Source organism: Corynebacterium ihumii, assembly GCF_028609825.1.
GTDB lineage: Bacteria > Actinomycetota > Actinomycetes > Mycobacteriales > Mycobacteriaceae > Corynebacterium > Corynebacterium afermentans.
Map to the genome: position 1 here is coordinate 1,662,989 of NZ_CP063190.1, position 14,433 is coordinate 1,677,421.

Genomic DNA, 14,433 nt, shown 5'->3' on the forward strand with positions numbered 1-14,433 from the left:
GCTAGCGGTGTGCCGGCTGGTTCAGCGCGTAGTTCGCCGCGGCGTCGCGGACTCTGGCCACGTAGTCGTTGGACTGGTTGTAGGCGAAAATCGCCTGGCGCCAGCCCTCCTCCGTGGCCAAGTCGCGCGTGGCGCCGCCGGAGTTGCACAACAGGTTGGCGGCACCCAGGGCGGCGTCGTCGATCTGCTGCGGGTCCGGGTGGCCGTCGCCGTTAGCGTCGCGCCCGTAGCGCGCCCACGACTCGGGGATGAACTGCATCGGGCCGACGGCGCGGTCGAACTCGGTGTCGTTGTCGTAGGCGCCTTGGTCGGTGTCGGTGACGCGGGCGAAACCGTCGCCGTCGAGCTTCGGGCCGATGATGGGCGGCTCCGGGTAGCCGTCCTGGTTTAGCTGGGAGTTGTCGAAGCGGCCCGTGTACGTGCCGTGGCGCGTTTCCACCCAGCCGATGCCGGCGAGCGTGTTCCACTGCAGGTTGCAGGCCGGCCAAGACTCTTTGGCGATCAGGGCGGCGTTGGCGTAGGCGCGGATGGCCTGGCCGGGGACGTTGGTGGCGTTGCCGATATCCTGCGACCAGTCAAAGAGCAGGTCGGAGGTGCGGCCGGGGCCGTGGACGTCGATAGGCGGGGGTGCTACGGCGGCCGGCGGCGGCATCGTGGTGGGCACCGGCTGCAGCGGCTCGTGGCGCTCTGGGGAGGAAAACGCGGCGATGAGCCACGCCACCAGCGCGACCACCATCACCACGGCGGCGGCCGCGACGAGGACACCCGCGCAGCCGCACCCGCGCGCTACTCGCCTGGCTGCTGACATGACCGGAGAGTGTACCGCGCGGGGGCTTGCGAATGGTGAACGCGCCGGTGATGGAACACATCTGTCACACCTGTCACTTGTTTAACATGTATGATTCTCCGCGACCTAGTTTCTTTCCCGAAAGGACCCCTCACAATGCGCCGTATCGCAACCCTTGCCGCCGCTGGTCTGATGGCCGCGGCCGCAATCGCCTCCCCCGCCACCGCCCAGGCTCAGACGCAGTCGCTCGAGCTGATCAAGCTGCTCAACGGCAACATCGCCACCGCCAACTGCGACGCCCTGCGCGTCGGCCTGACCTCCACCAACATGGTCGGCCCGGACACCACCCGCTCCCAGCTCGTTTCCAACGTAAACAACGTCGTGGGCACAGACGCCACGCTGCGCCTCGTGTCCGCATCCACGGTCGGCGCGCTTGCAGACCGCGCTTTGGAGTGCGGCATCGTCAAACCCGACCCGGCCACCCCGCTGGACAAGTTCTTCGAGATGAGCTCCCAGATGTCCTCCCAGGCCAACCTGCCGGAGATCCGCGATTATATCGGCGCGCTGCGCTAATTCAGCTCCGCGGCTAGCGCTTCTCGGCCGCCTTGCCTTCCTCCCACAACCGGTCCTGGGTGGCTTTGTCCACGGGGCCGGTTGAACCGTCGAAAAGATAAGGCGCGCGGCGGCGCATCTTCTGCACAAACGCGTCGGCCACGTCGCCGAAATCAAACGTGCCGGACTCCGAAGCGATCTCGGCATGGAACAGGATTTGGAGCAGCAGGTCGGACAGTTCGGACTTTAGGTCGTCGATAGGCAATCTGTGCTCGATTGCCTGCGCGACCTCCTCAGCCTCCTCCCGAAGAAACGGCAGGAGGCTTTCGTGCGTCATCGCCTGCTCCCATTCGCCGCGGCGGCGCGCGGCGTGCATCGTGCGGGTGGCCTCGAAGACCGGGTCGTCGAGGCTATCGACGCGCACCGTTTCCGCGCCCTCCCCCTGCCAGCGGCGGACCTCCGGGTCGTCCGGATCGGTGGAAATCAGCCAGCTTTCCGTGCCGCCTTCGACGTTGAGGGCCCAGCGGACGTCGACAGGCACCTCAGGTGTGAAGGCGACATCGCGCCTGATGCGGCCAGCGAGGTGGAGGGGGATGAGGGAGGGCCAGCGGGGGTCGAGAAGCAGGACGGTTGCGGTCATGGTGGGCAAGTCTAAGGGCTCTAAGATGGAGCGCATGACTCAGATTGCTGAAGCCCTCGAGACCGTCAAGCCCACCGCGCAGGACGCGCTGGGCGACTCCGTGACCTTCTCCCCCATCCGCTGGAAAACCGGGTGGCCGCACCACCTGCGCCGCGTGCCGCCGTTCCGCGACGACGCCACCGCTTCCATCACCCGCTCCGAAGTCTTCGCGTTCGGCGCGGACGTGCGTGAGTCCGGTTTTGCGCGCGAGCAGATCATCGACTTTTTGGGCGCCTGCTTCGCCTACGTTGCCGGCCAGTCCAACCAAGTGATGCAGATGCAGGCGTTTTTGCGCAACAAGGGCAACGCGGCTCAGCTTCTGTCTGCGGTGCGTCGTTTAGACGGCGTCGGTGCCGTTGACGCTTACGGTGCTTTGGTGGCGACTGGCCTGCCGCCGAAGTTCGCGTCCGCTGTGGCGTACTTCCTGGCCGGCGAGCAGGAGGCCGGGGAGGCGTCGAAGCCGGTGATCATCTGCTCTAACCGTGCTCGTTTGGCCGGGCTGGTCAAGGACGCCGACTGGACCGCCGAGGAGTACGGCGAGTACCTGGCCGCCCTGGCCGATGCTCGCGACGCTTACGACGCCGAGCTGCCGCTGGATGCCGTCGAGTGGGCCGCGCGCAAGTTCGCCGCCGAGCAGGAGTAGGCGGTCCGGGCTCGCGGGTCCGGGCCGGGCGAGCACGCTCCACAGCAGGCAGACGCTCCCACAAGTGGTGAAACTCAAGTGGTGAATCTGCGCGGAAACGGGAGACTTTCACCACTTGGCTTTCACCATCTGTGGTGAGGTAGCCGCCCACGGTCAGGGCCGGACGGGCCCCACCTGCCGCCACCACGCAAACCGCTGCTTTGTCCGGCGCCCCTCACGCTCTGGCTGGGTAGGGGTCGATTCCGGAATGTGGCAAATATTTGCCACATTCCAATTTCAGTACACCATGGCCCTACCGGTTGCCGCGGAAGGCGCGGTCGTTGAGGTCGCGACGGGCCTGCTCGAGCGCGACGAGGTCGGAGAACAGGCCGTTGTATGCCTATCCGTCGTCGAAAGGCCTCATGCTGTCGGCCTTGACCTCACCCCGCTCAATCACTAGCATTCGAGATAGACCGAGAGGGGCGCTACGTACCCCGCTGCAGCAATGCACTCGGTCTCTTTCTTTTATTTACTGTCGGTGTCAAACGGGGGTTAAGGGTCAAAAAGTGTGTCTGGCCCGGCGTGTCGTGGGGGTTAGATTTGGCCTTTTTGGATGCCGATTGAGTGGGTGTAGTCGGTGTCGATAGCGTTGTCGTAGAGGGCTGGTCGTCCGGTTTCTTGGTCGGCTTGGTTCTCGTTTCGGGTCAGGGTGGATACTTTGGCGAGTTGGCCCTGGCCCCAGTCGGACTGCCTGGCGATTCGTACTGGATCGTCAGGCAGCTCCGTTTTTAAATAGAGCCACCAATCCAGCATGCGGCGTTGTCGTTCACCGGACCTGCCGCGGTGGGTTCTGGCGAGCAGTTTGATCTGGGCGTTGATCCCGCCCTCCAGGCTGTTGGTGGTGGATTTGATCCGCTCGGGCGCAAGGACTGCTGCTGGTGGGGTGAGATAGACAAACAGCAGCTCAGACCGGAATAGGTGGTTGAGGCTGTTGTAGGCCTTGCGCACGTTGTGATGCGTCCACACCCGTGTCCATGCACCGGTTTTGGGGTCTTTGACCAGGGTTTTCTCGTCCATCCATGACCGGTAGATCGTGGAGAACTCGTGCAGTTGCGCACCCCATGCGGCGGCTTCATCCAGCGTGGTGATCCGGGTCAGCTTCAGCGCAAGTCGGTAGATGGTGCGCCCGGCATCGGTGCGTGGGTTGCTGGTGGTGTAGCGGCGTACCACGCGTTGGGCGTGGACGAGGCAGCGTTGGATTTTCGTGGTCGGCCAGCACTTCTTTGATTGCGCTGTATGCTCCTTGGCCGCCGTCGATGACGGCGATGGGTGGGGCTTCGATGCGTTCAAGCAGCAGTTGGTAGTCGCGGGTGGTTTCGTGTTTGCACCAGTGCCAGGCAATCACGTGGTCGATGGTCGCCGCGACGATCAAGCAGCCGCCAGCGGTGTAGGTGCCGTCAAGGAAGATCTGGTCGTAGACCCGCTTGTCGTGGCCGGCGGTGGGGTCAGGCACATCAACGAACCAGCACCACTTGAAGCGCCGCTTCATGGTGGCGCGGCTAACACCGTTTCGTTTGGCTAGGTCGTCGAGTGATGTCGCGGTGGTGCAATGCTCGATGAACTGGGTGAACACTGCCACGTTGGTGATGTCGCCGCGGTGTTTCACGCTGGAGGCGCCGCATTGTTTGCAGCGCCATCTGGTGGTGCCTTTGCTGGTAGTGCCGTTGCGTTTCATTTCACCGCCGCAGTAGCAGCGAGGTTGGTTCTTTGACATTGCGACACCACACCACGCCGCACATAGCACACCACCGCTGCCACACCGAGGATTTCCCGTCGGGGGCTAGATATATGCTTCCGGAGCATATACTTTCCGGAAACCTACAGGTCAATCCGTGAAAATCCGCGATTCCGGACACACATTTTGACCCTTAACCCTCAAACGGGAAAATGAGGTTTGGAGTCCCGTCGCTTTCCCACACCAGTTGCTGCTTCCGCGTGAAGTGATATTCCAAGTCGTGAACTTCCCTGTCTTGAGCAGTCCATGGCGCAGTACGAGCCGAAGGCATTTCGACCACGTCCAGGTTGCTGAGAACCTTGAGGCCTCTTCCGATGACCGAGTCTGGGTACCCGTCCGCAGACCGTGCGAACGTTCGTAGATACCCTGAGTCGCCGTGGTTTAAGTGCCTTGAAAAACCACCTGCCACGAGGTCTGCTATTTGGATGCCGATACTTTCCTCAGACGGCATAAATGCGATGGTGTCGGCGATTCGGTCATATTGAAAAAATGGTGAACCCTGGCGCAAGCTTTCGCGAAGGGCTTTGTCTTCCTTTCGCTCTTCGTCCATCAATACGAGCCCGGAAGTGCCATGCTTCTGGCAGTTCAACTGAACTCTCTCCAGCAGGAGCGTCAGCGCTTCCGAAATTGCGCTTTGATCGCCACCTAAGCGCTCTTTATTAACCCCAACGCAGAGAGCTTCAGCGGACGGAATAGATAAGGCTGCTCGGAGACAGGAATAGACCAAAGCCCTTCGCTGATTCATCTCCGTCAATCCCGAGCGAAGCATCCACTGAGGTTTTGTTGGCTTGTTATCCCTGAGAGTTGCAACGTGATGAAACTTCAGCTCAGTCGGGTAGCCAAGCTCCATCCCATAAAAGCGAGCTTGCTGGGTTACAGCCCTTTTCAATAAAGGCAGATCGTCGCTGTCGATCCCGAATCCCGCAAGAACGAAGAACGGTTTCCCTTTTCCTGGAACCCGTGAGCCGGAATCATCAAAGTAAAATAAACGCAAATCAAGCTCCTTGGGTACTACCGGTTGCCGCGGAAGGCGCGGTCGTTGAGATCGCGGCGGGCCTGCTCGAGCGCGACGAGGTCGGAGAAGAGGGCGTTGTATGCCTCTTCGTCGTCGGAAGGCCGCATGCGCTGGAGCTGGGACTTCAGCTGCGCGATCTGCTGGCCCACGCGGGTTTCCTGCAGGCGGGAGAGCACAGAGTCGGCGTACTCGTACAGGTCGTCGGCGTGGATGGGCTCGACGGCCAGTTCGGAGACGAAGTTGCGGCCGGCGTAGTCGCGCATCTCTCCGGCGACCGCGGCGAGGAAATTCGACGCGTCCGGAACGCCAGCGGCGGCGCTCTCGGGGGTGGCGCCAGGAGCGGTGCTGCCCGGCGCGCCCGCGGCGGCCGCGGCAGCCCCGGCGCGGGCGCAGCCGCCGGCGGCGGTGATGGCCTCGCGGACCTGGTGGTACGCGTCGTGGGTGAAGGCGTCCGGGTTGATGCCGTCGAAGTAGTTGCCGGCCGCGGCCGGGTGCTGCAGGGCAAGCTTTAACGCTTCGCGCTGGGGCCACAGCACCGGGTCGTCCGGGCGCGGCGGGATGAGGATCTCGGACTGAGCGCCGGAGCTGTCCGGGCCGGCCGCGGCGGGGTCTTTCACATCCGCTTTCGGCGCGCGCTTCTGCTTTTTGGGTTTCTTGGCCTCGGCGCGGACCTGCTCCAACACCTCGTCCGGGTTCGGCCAGCCGACCCAGCCGGCGAGGCGGCGGGCGTACTCCTGTTGGAGCACTTTGTCGGAGATGGTGGCGACGACGGGGACGGTGCGTCGTAAGGCTTGCACGCGCCCCTCGGCAGAATCCAACGAGTAGTCCTGCAAAAGCGACTCGATGACGAACTCGTACACCGGCACCCGGCTGGCAACGAGGTCGCGCAGGGCCCCGTCGCCACGCGCGAGGCGCAGGTCGCAGGGGTCCATGCCGTCCGGGGCGACCGCGACGAAGGATTGGGCGCCGAACTCCGCGTCCGTCTCAAAGGCGCGCATGGCGGCCTTGCGGCCGGCCTCGTCGCCGTCGAAGGTGTAGATCAGCTCGCCGCGGAAGAAACTGTCGTCGAGCATGAGGCGGCGGATCAGGCTCATGTGGTCGCCGCCGAAGGCGGTGCCGCAGGTCGCCACCGCCGTATCCACACCCGCGGCGTGCATCGCCATGACGTCCGTGTAGCCCTCCACCACCACCGTCTGGTGCTTCTCCGCGATGTTCTTCTTCGCCTTATCAATGCCGAAGAGCACCTTGGATTTGTGGTACAGCAGCGTGTCCTGGGTGTTGATGTACTTGCCCAGGCGGTCGTCCTCGAACAGCTTGCGGGCGCCGAAGCCGATGACGTTGCCGGCGGTGTCCTTGATCGGCCAGAGCAAACGGCCGCGGAATTTATCGATCGGCCCGCGTTTGCCCATCGAGGACAGGCCGGCGTCGATAAGCTCTTGCACCTCAAAACCCTTGCGCAACAGGTGCTTTGTCATCGGGTCCCACGCGTAGGGCGCGTAGCCGCATTCGAAGTCGTAGATGAGCTCGCGGGAAAAACCGCGCTTGAGCAGCATCTCGCGCGCCGGAGCGGCGTCTTCCGTTTCCAGCTGCTCGCGGAAGAACTCGTGCGCCGCCTTATTCGCCGCCAAAAGGCGCTGGCGGGTGCCGCGGTCCACCTTGCGGGCGCCGGTGGATCCGCCCTGGTAATTGATGTGGTAGCCGATGTGGTCCGCCACCGCCTCCACCGCCTCGGGGAAGCTCAGCTGCTCCATCTCCATGAGGAAGCTGAAGACGTCGCCGCCTTTGCCCGTGGAAAAGCAGTGGTAGTAGCCGTGCGCAGGGCGGACGTGGAAGCTCGGGGTGCGCTCGTCCTTGAACGGGCTCAGGCCCTTTAGCGAGTCGTGACCGGCAGGTTTGAGCTGCACGTACTCGCCGACAATCTCGTCGAGCGGCGCGCGCTGGCGGATAGCCTCAATATCGCTATCCGGAATTCTGCCCCTAGCCATGGCGCTCACTCTAGCGCGTGGCACGATATTGCCCATGAAGCGCCTATCCGTCCTGCTCGCGTGCCTGTTTTTGAGCAGTTGCCTATCGACGCCACCTCCGGCCCCTCCTGAGTCTTCGGCTGCGTCGTCTTCTGGGCTGCCCGCGTGCGGCTCGCTTCCCGACGAAGCCTGGGACACCGTCGACCTCATCGAAGTCGGCGGCCCCTTCCCCCACCCGGACAACGACGACCGCCGCTTCGGCAACTACGAACGCATCCTGCCCGAACAGCCGCGCGACTACTACCGCGAGTACACCGTGGACACCCCGGGCGTGCACCACCGCGGCGCGCGGCGCATCGTCACCGGCGGCGGCTCGGACGGCCACGTCGACGGGTGGTTTTACACCGCCGACCACTACGAATCCTTCTGCGAAATGGAGGTCAACTAATGCCCGCTGTTTTTGTGATGCGCCCGGTGCGCTCGATCGAGGACCTCGGCGCCGCCATCATCGCCGCCGTCTACGGCGCTGGCGCGGCTGCGTCCCCCGACGGTGCGTCCCCAGACGCCAGCCCGGTGCCGCGCAACCTCGACGCCCTGGCCGACCTGTTGCGCGAGACCCGCGTGAAGCGTGTGGTGGTGACGGATTGGGGGATGTCGGAGGCGTCGATAGGCGGGCTGCTCGAAGTGCTTGCCGACGAAGGCGTCGAGCTTTCTCGCTAGACCCCTAGTAAGGAACCCCTATTAAGGCCCAAAATGGCGCATACTAGGGCTCTGTTACTAGGGGTTTGCGGGCAGGAGGGGCTACTTCGTCTCGTTCGGGTGGCTGGTGTGCACGGCCTCGAGGTAGACCGTGCGGCCATCGACGTAGAACCAGATCCGCGCCGAGCCCTTCAGCGTCGGTTTGTGTTGCCACCGCTCGAACGACTGCCCGCCGCGCTGCACAGTCCCCAGCTCCCCCTTCCTCCCGGCCGCCATCGCTAGGGGCGCTCCACCGGTTCACTGTCGTTGAGCCAGTCGGTTTCCTCTTGCCCGAGCCCTGCCGCGACAGCGGTGGCGGTTTCTTTCCACGCAGTGAACTCAACGAGGGCAAGGTGTGGTTGTTCGGTGGCGAAGGAGGCGCGTGCTGCGTCGATAAGCTCCTGCGCACACGATTCCCTGTCTGCCTGCGACAGCGCCAACATCCAGGGGAACGCGCGGGCCATTCGCTCGCCGAGGCTGCCGACGCCTTCCGTTGCCACGGTGATGAGTTGGGCCGCGAGTTCCAGCAACTGCGCCCGCCGTTGCGCCTCCCGCGCGGACATGAGCACCAGCGACTCCCCGTCGCGGCGCGTGACCGTGACCGGGTGTTTTTCCGCTTCGGCGAACACCTCGGCGGACCGCTTGCTCAGATCAGAGGAGCGGCGGGAATGCGGTGGAGTTCCTGCTGCGAGTGTCATGCCCCTGAGGATATTCGGAATGTGTTCGGAAGTCGAGGGGCTAGGGTCTGCTTAGCATGTCGACGGCCTCCTGCAGGTCCGGCGGCAGCGCCACGTTGCGCCCCGGTCCGATCGGTGTGTAGCCCTTCGGCTTCACCTGCGCGGGGAGCAATCTCCGGGCAGCCGGCCACGCGTTGCGGATGCGTTGGATCAAATCGTCCTCGTCGCCCCAGAAGTCGTTGGTGTAGAAGTGCAAGACTTTGTATCCGCGCTCAGCGAGCCAGTCGTCACGGATGCGCTGCTTGCGCAGTACATCGTGGGGGACCTCCTCGTATTTTTCCCACCCGTCGACCTCCACGACAAGGTTGCCGCCGATGAGGAAGTCAACCCGGTACCGCCCGATCACCGCCTGTGTGCGGTACGGGACCCCGTGGGCGTCGAGGATCAGGCGCAGGAGGGATTCGTAGGGCGAATCCGAAAGCCTGCTGGCCAGCGGGAGCGCTTTCCGGGCGTTGGCGATCCCTTTCGTGCCGGCCAGACGGGCGATGGTGGCGCGGAACTGGTGCAGCAGTTCCGCGTAGAGGTGGTCGCCGTGGCCGGAGAGCACGCTGTCTATCGCTATGACGCCCTCGCGCACACCGCGTTCACGCGCGATGTCGACGGCAGTGCGAATCGCGTTGGTATAGCGCACGGGCCCGTCATAGATGATGTCGGCTTCCGGGACCTGCCGGTGGCGGTACTCGTACCCGGTCCAGCCGCCTTTGGTGGAGGCCGGGCGCCCATTCGGCACCGCAAGCGTGACTGGTTCGCCGCGTGCGATGGTCCACACACCGTTGAGCCTGGCGGCCGAGCAGTCGATGAGTACCGCACGTCTGCTTTGACACCCTGCCGCGTAGCACCGCAAAAACGCCCGCTGGTACTCCTTGAGCTTTTTCCATGTCTCGGCGCAGAAGTAGATCGACTTGGTCAGCTGCACCATCTCGCCGTCGCTGATGCGCCGGTGCGTCTCAGTGTCCACGGACGACACCCTCCGCAGGTCCACGAGCTTTTCCCGCAGTTCCTTCTTGCGCGTGTCTTTCATTAGCCCCCCTTGACTAATTACCCCGCTGCGGAGACTACCGGAGGCGCATTGTTCCCGCCGGGTATTGGGCCCGGCCGACGGCACGGCCGGCGGGGCCGCTGGCGGGGCCGCTGGCGGGGCCGGTTCCCGGCACCCGCAGGCCTGTCCCCCCTCCCGACTCCGCAGACCCCTAGCAACAAACCCCTATTAAGGCCGAAAAATGGGCATTCTCGGGAGGGCTTACTAGGGGTTTGTGGGAATGAGCGCGGCCTTCTCAGAGGCTGACGCCCTCTCACCCCATCGCTCACCTACATGTCGAACGCGCCCCGACAAAGTGTCGTATGCCATAATGCGTGAAATTGTGAACCGAAACACGATCGGAGAATACCCATGAGCTCACTCATCCTGGTGCTCGTCGGCCTGGCGATGATGGCCGCCGGCTACCTGCTGTACTCCAGGTTCCTGGGCAAACGCGTCTACCAACTCTCGGACGCCTACACCACCCCGGCGCACACGATGGAGGACGGCGTGGATTTCGTCCCCACGAACAAGTACGTCCTGTGGGGCCACCACTTCACCTCCGTGGCTGGCGCGGCACCGATCATCGGCCCGGCAGTCGCGGTGATTTGGGGCTGGGGGCCGGCGTTTCTGTGGGTCACGCTCGGCACCGTGTTCTTTGCGGGGATGCATGACTTGGGGGCGCTGTGGGCGTCGCAAAGGCATCGCGGACAGTCGATCGGCACGCTGTCCGGCCGCTACATCGGCGCGCGCGGGCGCAACCTGTTCCTCGTGGTGATCTTCCTGCTGCTGCTCATGGTGAACACGGCGTTCGCGGTGGTCATCTCCAACCTGCTCATCTCCACGCCGACGGCGGTGATCCCCACCTGGGGCGCGATCGTCGTCGCGCTGTTGATCGGCCAGGCCATCTACCGCTTCAACTGGAACCTGCCACTGGTCTCCATCGTTGGTGTGGCGGCGCTGTACGGGCTGATGATCCTGGGCGACCAGTTCCCGCTCTCCCTGCCGGAGACGATGCTGGGCATCCCGGACCGCGGCTGGTGGATCATCTTCCTGTTCACTTACGCCTTTATCGCCTCGCTGCTGCCGGTGTGGGTGCTGCTGCAGCCGCGCGATTACATCAACGGCCTGCAGCTTTTCGTGGGCCTGATCATCCTCTACGGATCGTTTTTCATCGTACGGCCGGAGGTTGTCGCGCCCTCGCTACGCGACGCCGTCCCCGCCGGCACCCCCGGCATCTTCCCGCTGCTCTTTGTCACCATCGCCTGCGGCGCGATCTCCGGCTTCCACGGCGTTGTCGCCTCGGGCACGTCGTCGAAGCAGCTGGACAAGGAGACGGACGCACGCTTCGTCGGCTACTTCGGCGCGGTCGGCGAGGGCCTGCTCGCGCTTGGCACGATCGTGGCCACCACCTCCGGCTTCAAGTCGTTGGCGACGTGGGAGGAGATCTATAACGAGTGGAACGCCGGCGGCGTCGACGCGTTCATCCAAGGCGGCGGCGACCTCATGAACGAAGGCATGGGCATCCCCACCTCCCTGTCCGCTACCATCCTGGCCACCATGGCCGTGCTGTTCGCCGCCACCACCATGGACTCCGGCATCCGCCTGCAGCGCCTCGTGGTCGCGGAGATGGCGGAGCTGGCCGGCGTGAAGCTCTCCGGCGTGGTGGCCACCATCATCGCGGTGGGCTGCGCGCTGGGCCTGACGTTCTCCATGGGCCTGGACGGCTCCGGCGGCATGCTGATCTGGCCGCTGTTCGGCACCACCAACCAACTCATGGCGGGGCTGACCCTGTCTGTCGTGGTGATCATCCTGACCCAGCTGCGCCGCCCCACCTGGCCAGTGCTGATCCCGCTGGTGTTCGTGACCGCCATGTCGCTGTGGGCGGCGGTGCTGCAGCTGCGCACGTTCCTCGAGGCGGGCAACTGGCTGCTGCTGGTGCTGGACGTCATCATCATCTGCTGCGCCATCTGGGTCATCGTGGAGGCGTTCACCGCGATCACGAAGGCGCGCAAGGCCCCGGCTGTGACCTGGCGCGACGATGAGACGATGCCGGGTGAATTGGCGGATGCGCGAACGTCTTAAAGCAATTGCCCGCGGCTTAGACGAGTTTTACAAAGCCCCCTACCGCCGCGAGTTCGCCCGCGCCGCGCGCGAGGAGGACGACCTGTTCACCCTCCTCGTCGCCTCGGAGACGCTCGGCATCCCCAACCCCGCAAGCTTCTACACCCTCGAGCTGATGCCATTGCTTTACGACGAATTCCACGCCTGGCACACCCGCATGGGCATGGAGCGCTCCCCGCTGGACGGCGTGCGATGCTGCTAGAGGCCGCGCCCGTGATGTTCTTCGGTGGCAAAGGCGGGGTGGGCAAAACCACCGTCTCGGCCGCCACGGCGGTGCGGCTGGCCGAGGCGGGTAAGCGCGTGCTCTTGGTGTCCACGGACCCGGCGCACAACTTGGGCCACATCTGGGATACGCGCCTGTCAGCCGAGCCGACCACCCTCGAGCCGGGCCTGGACGTGGTGGAGCTCGACCCCGCCGCAACCACCGAGCGCCACCTCGCGGAGGTGGAGCGCTCCATGCGCGCGATGATGCCGGAGCGCATGCACCCCGAGATCCGCCGCCACCTGGATCTGGCGCGGCACTCGCCCGGCATGCATGAGGCGGCGATGTTGGAGGCGGTGGCGGAGCTCGTGGTCAGCCAAGGCTACGACCACATAATCTTCGACACCGCCCCCTCCGGCCACACCTCCCGCCTGCTGGCGCTGCCGGAGCTGATGGCCGCGTACACCGGCGGGCTGATGCAGCGGCGCGAGCAGTCCGACAAATTCTCCCGCGCCGTGCGCGGCCTGGGCGGGACTGTCGACGACCCCGTGGAGCGCCGCAACCAGGAAATCCGCGCCACCTTGTTGCGGAGGCGCCGCAAGTTCGAGCGCCTGCGCGACATCCTCACCGACCCCGCGGCCTGCTGCTTCCACATCGTGCTCACCGCCGAGCGCCTCCCGGTCCTTGAGAGCATCGAGCTTTACCGCGACCTCACGTCCAACAACATCCGCGTCGGCTCGTTGGTGATCAACCGCCGCAGCCCTCTCGAGGCCGGCGAGTTCATGGCCTCACGCCGTGCGGTGGAGAACGACGCGCTTGAGCTACTGGACGCGAAACTCCCCGACGTCCCCCGCGTCGAGCTGCCCTGGCTGCCCGGTGAGATCGGCACCCGCGAAGCACTGGCCGCCATCGCCGGGCGGTTGTAGCGCTCTGCGCCGCCCTAGAAGTACCCCTCGAAGGCGGCGGCCTTCTTCGCGGTGCGCTCCAGGCGCGACTCGGTCATTGACGCGATCTGGTCCACGATCACCCGCTCGCGCTCTAGATCCGTCTCGGCGGCGTTGAACCACGCCTGGAACATCGTGTCCAGGGTGCCCGGCGCGCCGGCGCGCAGGTACTCGTGAACGCGGTAGATGCGGTCGCGCTGCCGGTCCTGGCGCGCCTGGTGGGACGGCTGGTCCATGACGTAGAGCACCGCGACGGTCTTGAGCAGGCGGACCTCCGCCTCCACGTCCGGCGGGACCACAAGACGCCCGTGCTGGCGGCCCAGGGTGATTCCGTCGTTGCCACCGAGCGTGGCGCGGGTGACGGCGCCGACGTAGCGGCCCACCAGCTGCGACGTCAACGCTTTCAGTCCAGTCCACGCGCCGAGGGAGTAGTCGAACTCGCTGGCGGCGGCGATGGCGGGGAGGGAGCGTAGGCGGTCGGCGGCGTCGACGAGCGAGTCCGCATCCCCGCCGAACGCCGCCGCGCCCTTCTCGGCCAAAGCTGCCAGCTCCACGAAGTCCCACAGCACGCGCAGCGAGACGCGCCCGGAGACGATGCCGTCCTCGACATCGTGGACGGAGTAGGCGATGTCGTCGGAAAAATCCATCACCTGCGCCTCCATCGGCGGCGCCCCGTCGACGTGCCCCTCACGCACCCACTCCAGCACGGCGGCGTCCTCGTCGTAGGCCGAGTACTTGCGGTTCACCGACCCGTCCGCGTTCGTGCGGGTGACCGGATATTTCACGGCCGCGTCTAACGATGCGCGGGTGAGGTTGAGGCCGAATGACGTGCCGTCGATAAGCACTTTGGGCTCCAGGCGCGCAAGGATCCGCAACGTCTGCGCGTTGCCCTCGAAGCCGCACGGCGCGACCTCGTCGAGCGCGACCTCGCCGTTGTGGCCGTACGGCGGGTGCCCGATGTCGTGGGTCAGCCCCGCCATCTCGCACAGGTCGGGGCTTAAGCCCATGCCTTCGCCGATGCCGCGCGAGATCTGCGCGACCTCCAGCGAGTGCGTCAGGCGCGTGCGCGGGGTGTCACCGTCGCGGGGGCCGACCACCTGGGTTTTGTCCGCCAGGCGCCGCAGCGCCGCGGAATGCAGCACGCGGGCGCGGTCGCGGGCGAAATCCCCGCGCGAATCCGGGGCGAGTTGCGCGCCCTTCGGCGCCTCGTCGGCGCGGCGCAGCGTATCGGCGGCGTTGTAAACGTACACGTCGCG

The 14,433-nt window shown here is 65.2% G+C and carries 15 protein-coding genes and 1 pseudogene; 7 read left to right on the forward strand and 9 right to left on the reverse strand.

The genetic code is table 11. The annotated features are described in order from the left end of the window. Window position 1: 1 nt before the first annotated feature. Window positions 2-808, reverse strand: a complete 807-nt coding sequence (locus CIHUM_RS08085) for a lytic transglycosylase domain-containing protein (protein ID WP_074431988.1) — start codon at window positions 806-808, stop codon at window positions 2-4. Between the two features lie 135 nt (window positions 809-943). On the opposite strand from CIHUM_RS08085, the gene CIHUM_RS08090 reads away from it, so the two are divergent. Continuing rightward, a complete protein-coding gene (locus CIHUM_RS08090; protein ID WP_034998365.1) occupies window positions 944-1,360 on the forward strand; it encodes a hypothetical protein in 417 nt (138 codons plus the stop codon). Between the two features lie 13 nt (window positions 1,361-1,373). On the opposite strand, the gene CIHUM_RS08095 is transcribed toward CIHUM_RS08090, so the two are convergent. Continuing rightward, entirely contained in the window at window positions 1,374-1,979 is a 606-nt protein-coding gene (locus tag CIHUM_RS08095) for a MazG nucleotide pyrophosphohydrolase domain-containing protein (protein WP_034998362.1), read from the reverse strand. 34 nt (window positions 1,980-2,013) lie between these two features. On the opposite strand from CIHUM_RS08095, the gene CIHUM_RS08100 reads away from it, so the two are divergent. Beyond that, window positions 2,014-2,661 (forward strand): 8-oxoguanine DNA glycosylase OGG fold protein, encoded by a 648-nt coding sequence (locus CIHUM_RS08100; protein WP_034999157.1) that lies wholly within the window; start codon window positions 2,014-2,016, stop codon window positions 2,659-2,661. A 573-nt stretch (window positions 2,662-3,234) separates the two neighbouring features. On the opposite strand, the pseudogene CIHUM_RS08105 reads toward CIHUM_RS08100, so the two are convergent. From CIHUM_RS08105 to dnaG, 3 genes and pseudogenes are all read right to left on the reverse strand, one after another. Further along, a pseudogene (locus CIHUM_RS08105) lies at window positions 3,235-4,414 on the reverse strand (IS1249 family transposase). A gap of 154 nt (window positions 4,415-4,568) precedes the next feature. After that, window positions 4,569-5,429: a DUF3800 domain-containing protein gene (locus CIHUM_RS08110; RefSeq protein ID WP_273680191.1), complete on the reverse strand. Its 861-nt coding sequence runs from the start codon at window positions 5,427-5,429 to the stop codon at window positions 4,569-4,571. A 17-nt stretch (window positions 5,430-5,446) separates the two neighbouring features. After that, on the reverse strand, window positions 5,447-7,435 hold the full coding sequence (gene dnaG, locus CIHUM_RS08115) for a DNA primase (protein WP_273680192.1): 1,989 nt from the start codon (window positions 7,433-7,435) through the stop codon (window positions 5,447-5,449). A gap of 34 nt (window positions 7,436-7,469) precedes the next feature. On the opposite strand from dnaG, the gene CIHUM_RS08120 reads away from it, so the two are divergent. Then, window positions 7,470-7,862 carry a guanyl-specific ribonuclease gene (locus tag CIHUM_RS08120; RefSeq protein ID WP_243427133.1) on the forward strand — a complete coding sequence of 131 codons (393 nt, stop codon included), beginning with the start codon at window positions 7,470-7,472 and terminating at the stop codon, window positions 7,860-7,862. Beyond that, window positions 7,862-8,134, forward strand: a complete 273-nt coding sequence (locus CIHUM_RS08125; protein ID WP_034998349.1) for a hypothetical protein — start codon at window positions 7,862-7,864, stop codon at window positions 8,132-8,134. The genes CIHUM_RS08120 and CIHUM_RS08125 overlap by 1 nt, the downstream gene beginning before the upstream one ends. A gap of 81 nt (window positions 8,135-8,215) precedes the next feature. Here the strand turns inward: CIHUM_RS08125 and CIHUM_RS08130 are convergent, their stop codons facing one another. From CIHUM_RS08130 to CIHUM_RS08140, 3 genes are read right to left on the reverse strand one after another with little or no spacing between them, the layout of a single operon-like run. After that, window positions 8,216-8,389 carry a hypothetical protein gene (locus CIHUM_RS08130; protein ID WP_158293368.1) on the reverse strand — a complete coding sequence of 58 codons (174 nt, stop codon included), beginning with the start codon at window positions 8,387-8,389 and terminating at the stop codon, window positions 8,216-8,218. A gap of 2 nt (window positions 8,390-8,391) precedes the next feature. After that, window positions 8,392-8,850, reverse strand: coding sequence for a prevent-host-death protein (locus CIHUM_RS08135; protein WP_034998347.1), 459 nt, complete (start codon window positions 8,848-8,850; stop codon window positions 8,392-8,394). Between the two features lie 40 nt (window positions 8,851-8,890). After that, window positions 8,891-9,910, reverse strand: coding sequence for an endonuclease domain-containing protein (locus CIHUM_RS08140; RefSeq protein ID WP_034998344.1), 1,020 nt, complete (start codon window positions 9,908-9,910; stop codon window positions 8,891-8,893). A gap of 369 nt (window positions 9,911-10,279) precedes the next feature. On the opposite strand from CIHUM_RS08140, the gene CIHUM_RS08145 reads away from it, so the two are divergent. The 3 genes from CIHUM_RS08145 to CIHUM_RS08155 are packed head-to-tail and all read left to right on the forward strand — an operon-like array spanning window position 10,280 to window position 13,159. Further along, a complete protein-coding gene (locus CIHUM_RS08145) occupies window positions 10,280-11,992 on the forward strand; it encodes a carbon starvation CstA family protein (protein WP_034998342.1) in 1,713 nt (570 codons plus the stop codon). After that, window positions 11,976-12,233, forward strand: a complete 258-nt coding sequence (locus CIHUM_RS08150; protein ID WP_034998339.1) for a cory-CC-star protein — start codon at window positions 11,976-11,978, stop codon at window positions 12,231-12,233. The genes CIHUM_RS08145 and CIHUM_RS08150 overlap by 17 nt, the downstream gene beginning before the upstream one ends. Further along, window positions 12,224-13,159, forward strand: a complete 936-nt coding sequence (locus CIHUM_RS08155; protein ID WP_034998336.1) for an ArsA family ATPase — start codon at window positions 12,224-12,226, stop codon at window positions 13,157-13,159. Before CIHUM_RS08150 ends, CIHUM_RS08155 begins: the two co-directional genes overlap by 10 nt. Window positions 13,160-13,173: 14 nt before the next feature. Here CIHUM_RS08155 and CIHUM_RS08160 read toward each other — a convergent pair whose 3' ends face one another. Further along, complete coding sequence (locus CIHUM_RS08160; RefSeq protein ID WP_034998333.1) at window positions 13,174-14,427, reverse strand: deoxyguanosinetriphosphate triphosphohydrolase; 1,254 nt, start codon at window positions 14,425-14,427, stop codon at window positions 13,174-13,176. Window positions 14,428-14,433 lie beyond the last annotated feature (6 nt).

Bases quoted from the DNA above. Each gene is read 5' to 3' on its own strand.
- CIHUM_RS08085 (WP_074431988.1), bottom strand. From the start codon at position 808: ATGTCAGCAGCCAGGCGAGTAGCGCGCGGGTGCGGCTGCGCGGGTGTC.
- CIHUM_RS08090 (WP_034998365.1), top strand. From the start codon at position 944: ATGCGCCGTATCGCAACCCTTGCCGCCGCTGGTCTGATGGCCGCGGCC.
- CIHUM_RS08095 (WP_034998362.1), bottom strand. From the start codon at position 1,979: ATGACCGCAACCGTCCTGCTTCTCGACCCCCGCTGGCCCTCCCTCATC.
- CIHUM_RS08100 (WP_034999157.1), top strand. From the start codon at position 2,014: ATGACTCAGATTGCTGAAGCCCTCGAGACCGTCAAGCCCACCGCGCAG.
- dnaG (WP_273680192.1), bottom strand. From the start codon at position 7,435: ATGGCTAGGGGCAGAATTCCGGATAGCGATATTGAGGCTATCCGCCAG.
- CIHUM_RS08120 (WP_243427133.1), top strand. From the start codon at position 7,470: ATGAAGCGCCTATCCGTCCTGCTCGCGTGCCTGTTTTTGAGCAGTTGC.
- CIHUM_RS08125 (WP_034998349.1), top strand. From the start codon at position 7,862: ATGCCCGCTGTTTTTGTGATGCGCCCGGTGCGCTCGATCGAGGACCTC.
- CIHUM_RS08130 (WP_158293368.1), bottom strand. From the start codon at position 8,389: ATGGCGGCCGGGAGGAAGGGGGAGCTGGGGACTGTGCAGCGCGGCGGG.
- CIHUM_RS08135 (WP_034998347.1), bottom strand. From the start codon at position 8,850: ATGACACTCGCAGCAGGAACTCCACCGCATTCCCGCCGCTCCTCTGAT.
- CIHUM_RS08140 (WP_034998344.1), bottom strand. From the start codon at position 9,910: ATGAAAGACACGCGCAAGAAGGAACTGCGGGAAAAGCTCGTGGACCTG.
- CIHUM_RS08145 (WP_034998342.1), top strand. From the start codon at position 10,280: ATGAGCTCACTCATCCTGGTGCTCGTCGGCCTGGCGATGATGGCCGCC.
- CIHUM_RS08150 (WP_034998339.1), top strand. From the start codon at position 11,976: ATGCGCGAACGTCTTAAAGCAATTGCCCGCGGCTTAGACGAGTTTTAC.
- CIHUM_RS08155 (WP_034998336.1), top strand. From the start codon at position 12,224: ATGCTGCTAGAGGCCGCGCCCGTGATGTTCTTCGGTGGCAAAGGCGGG.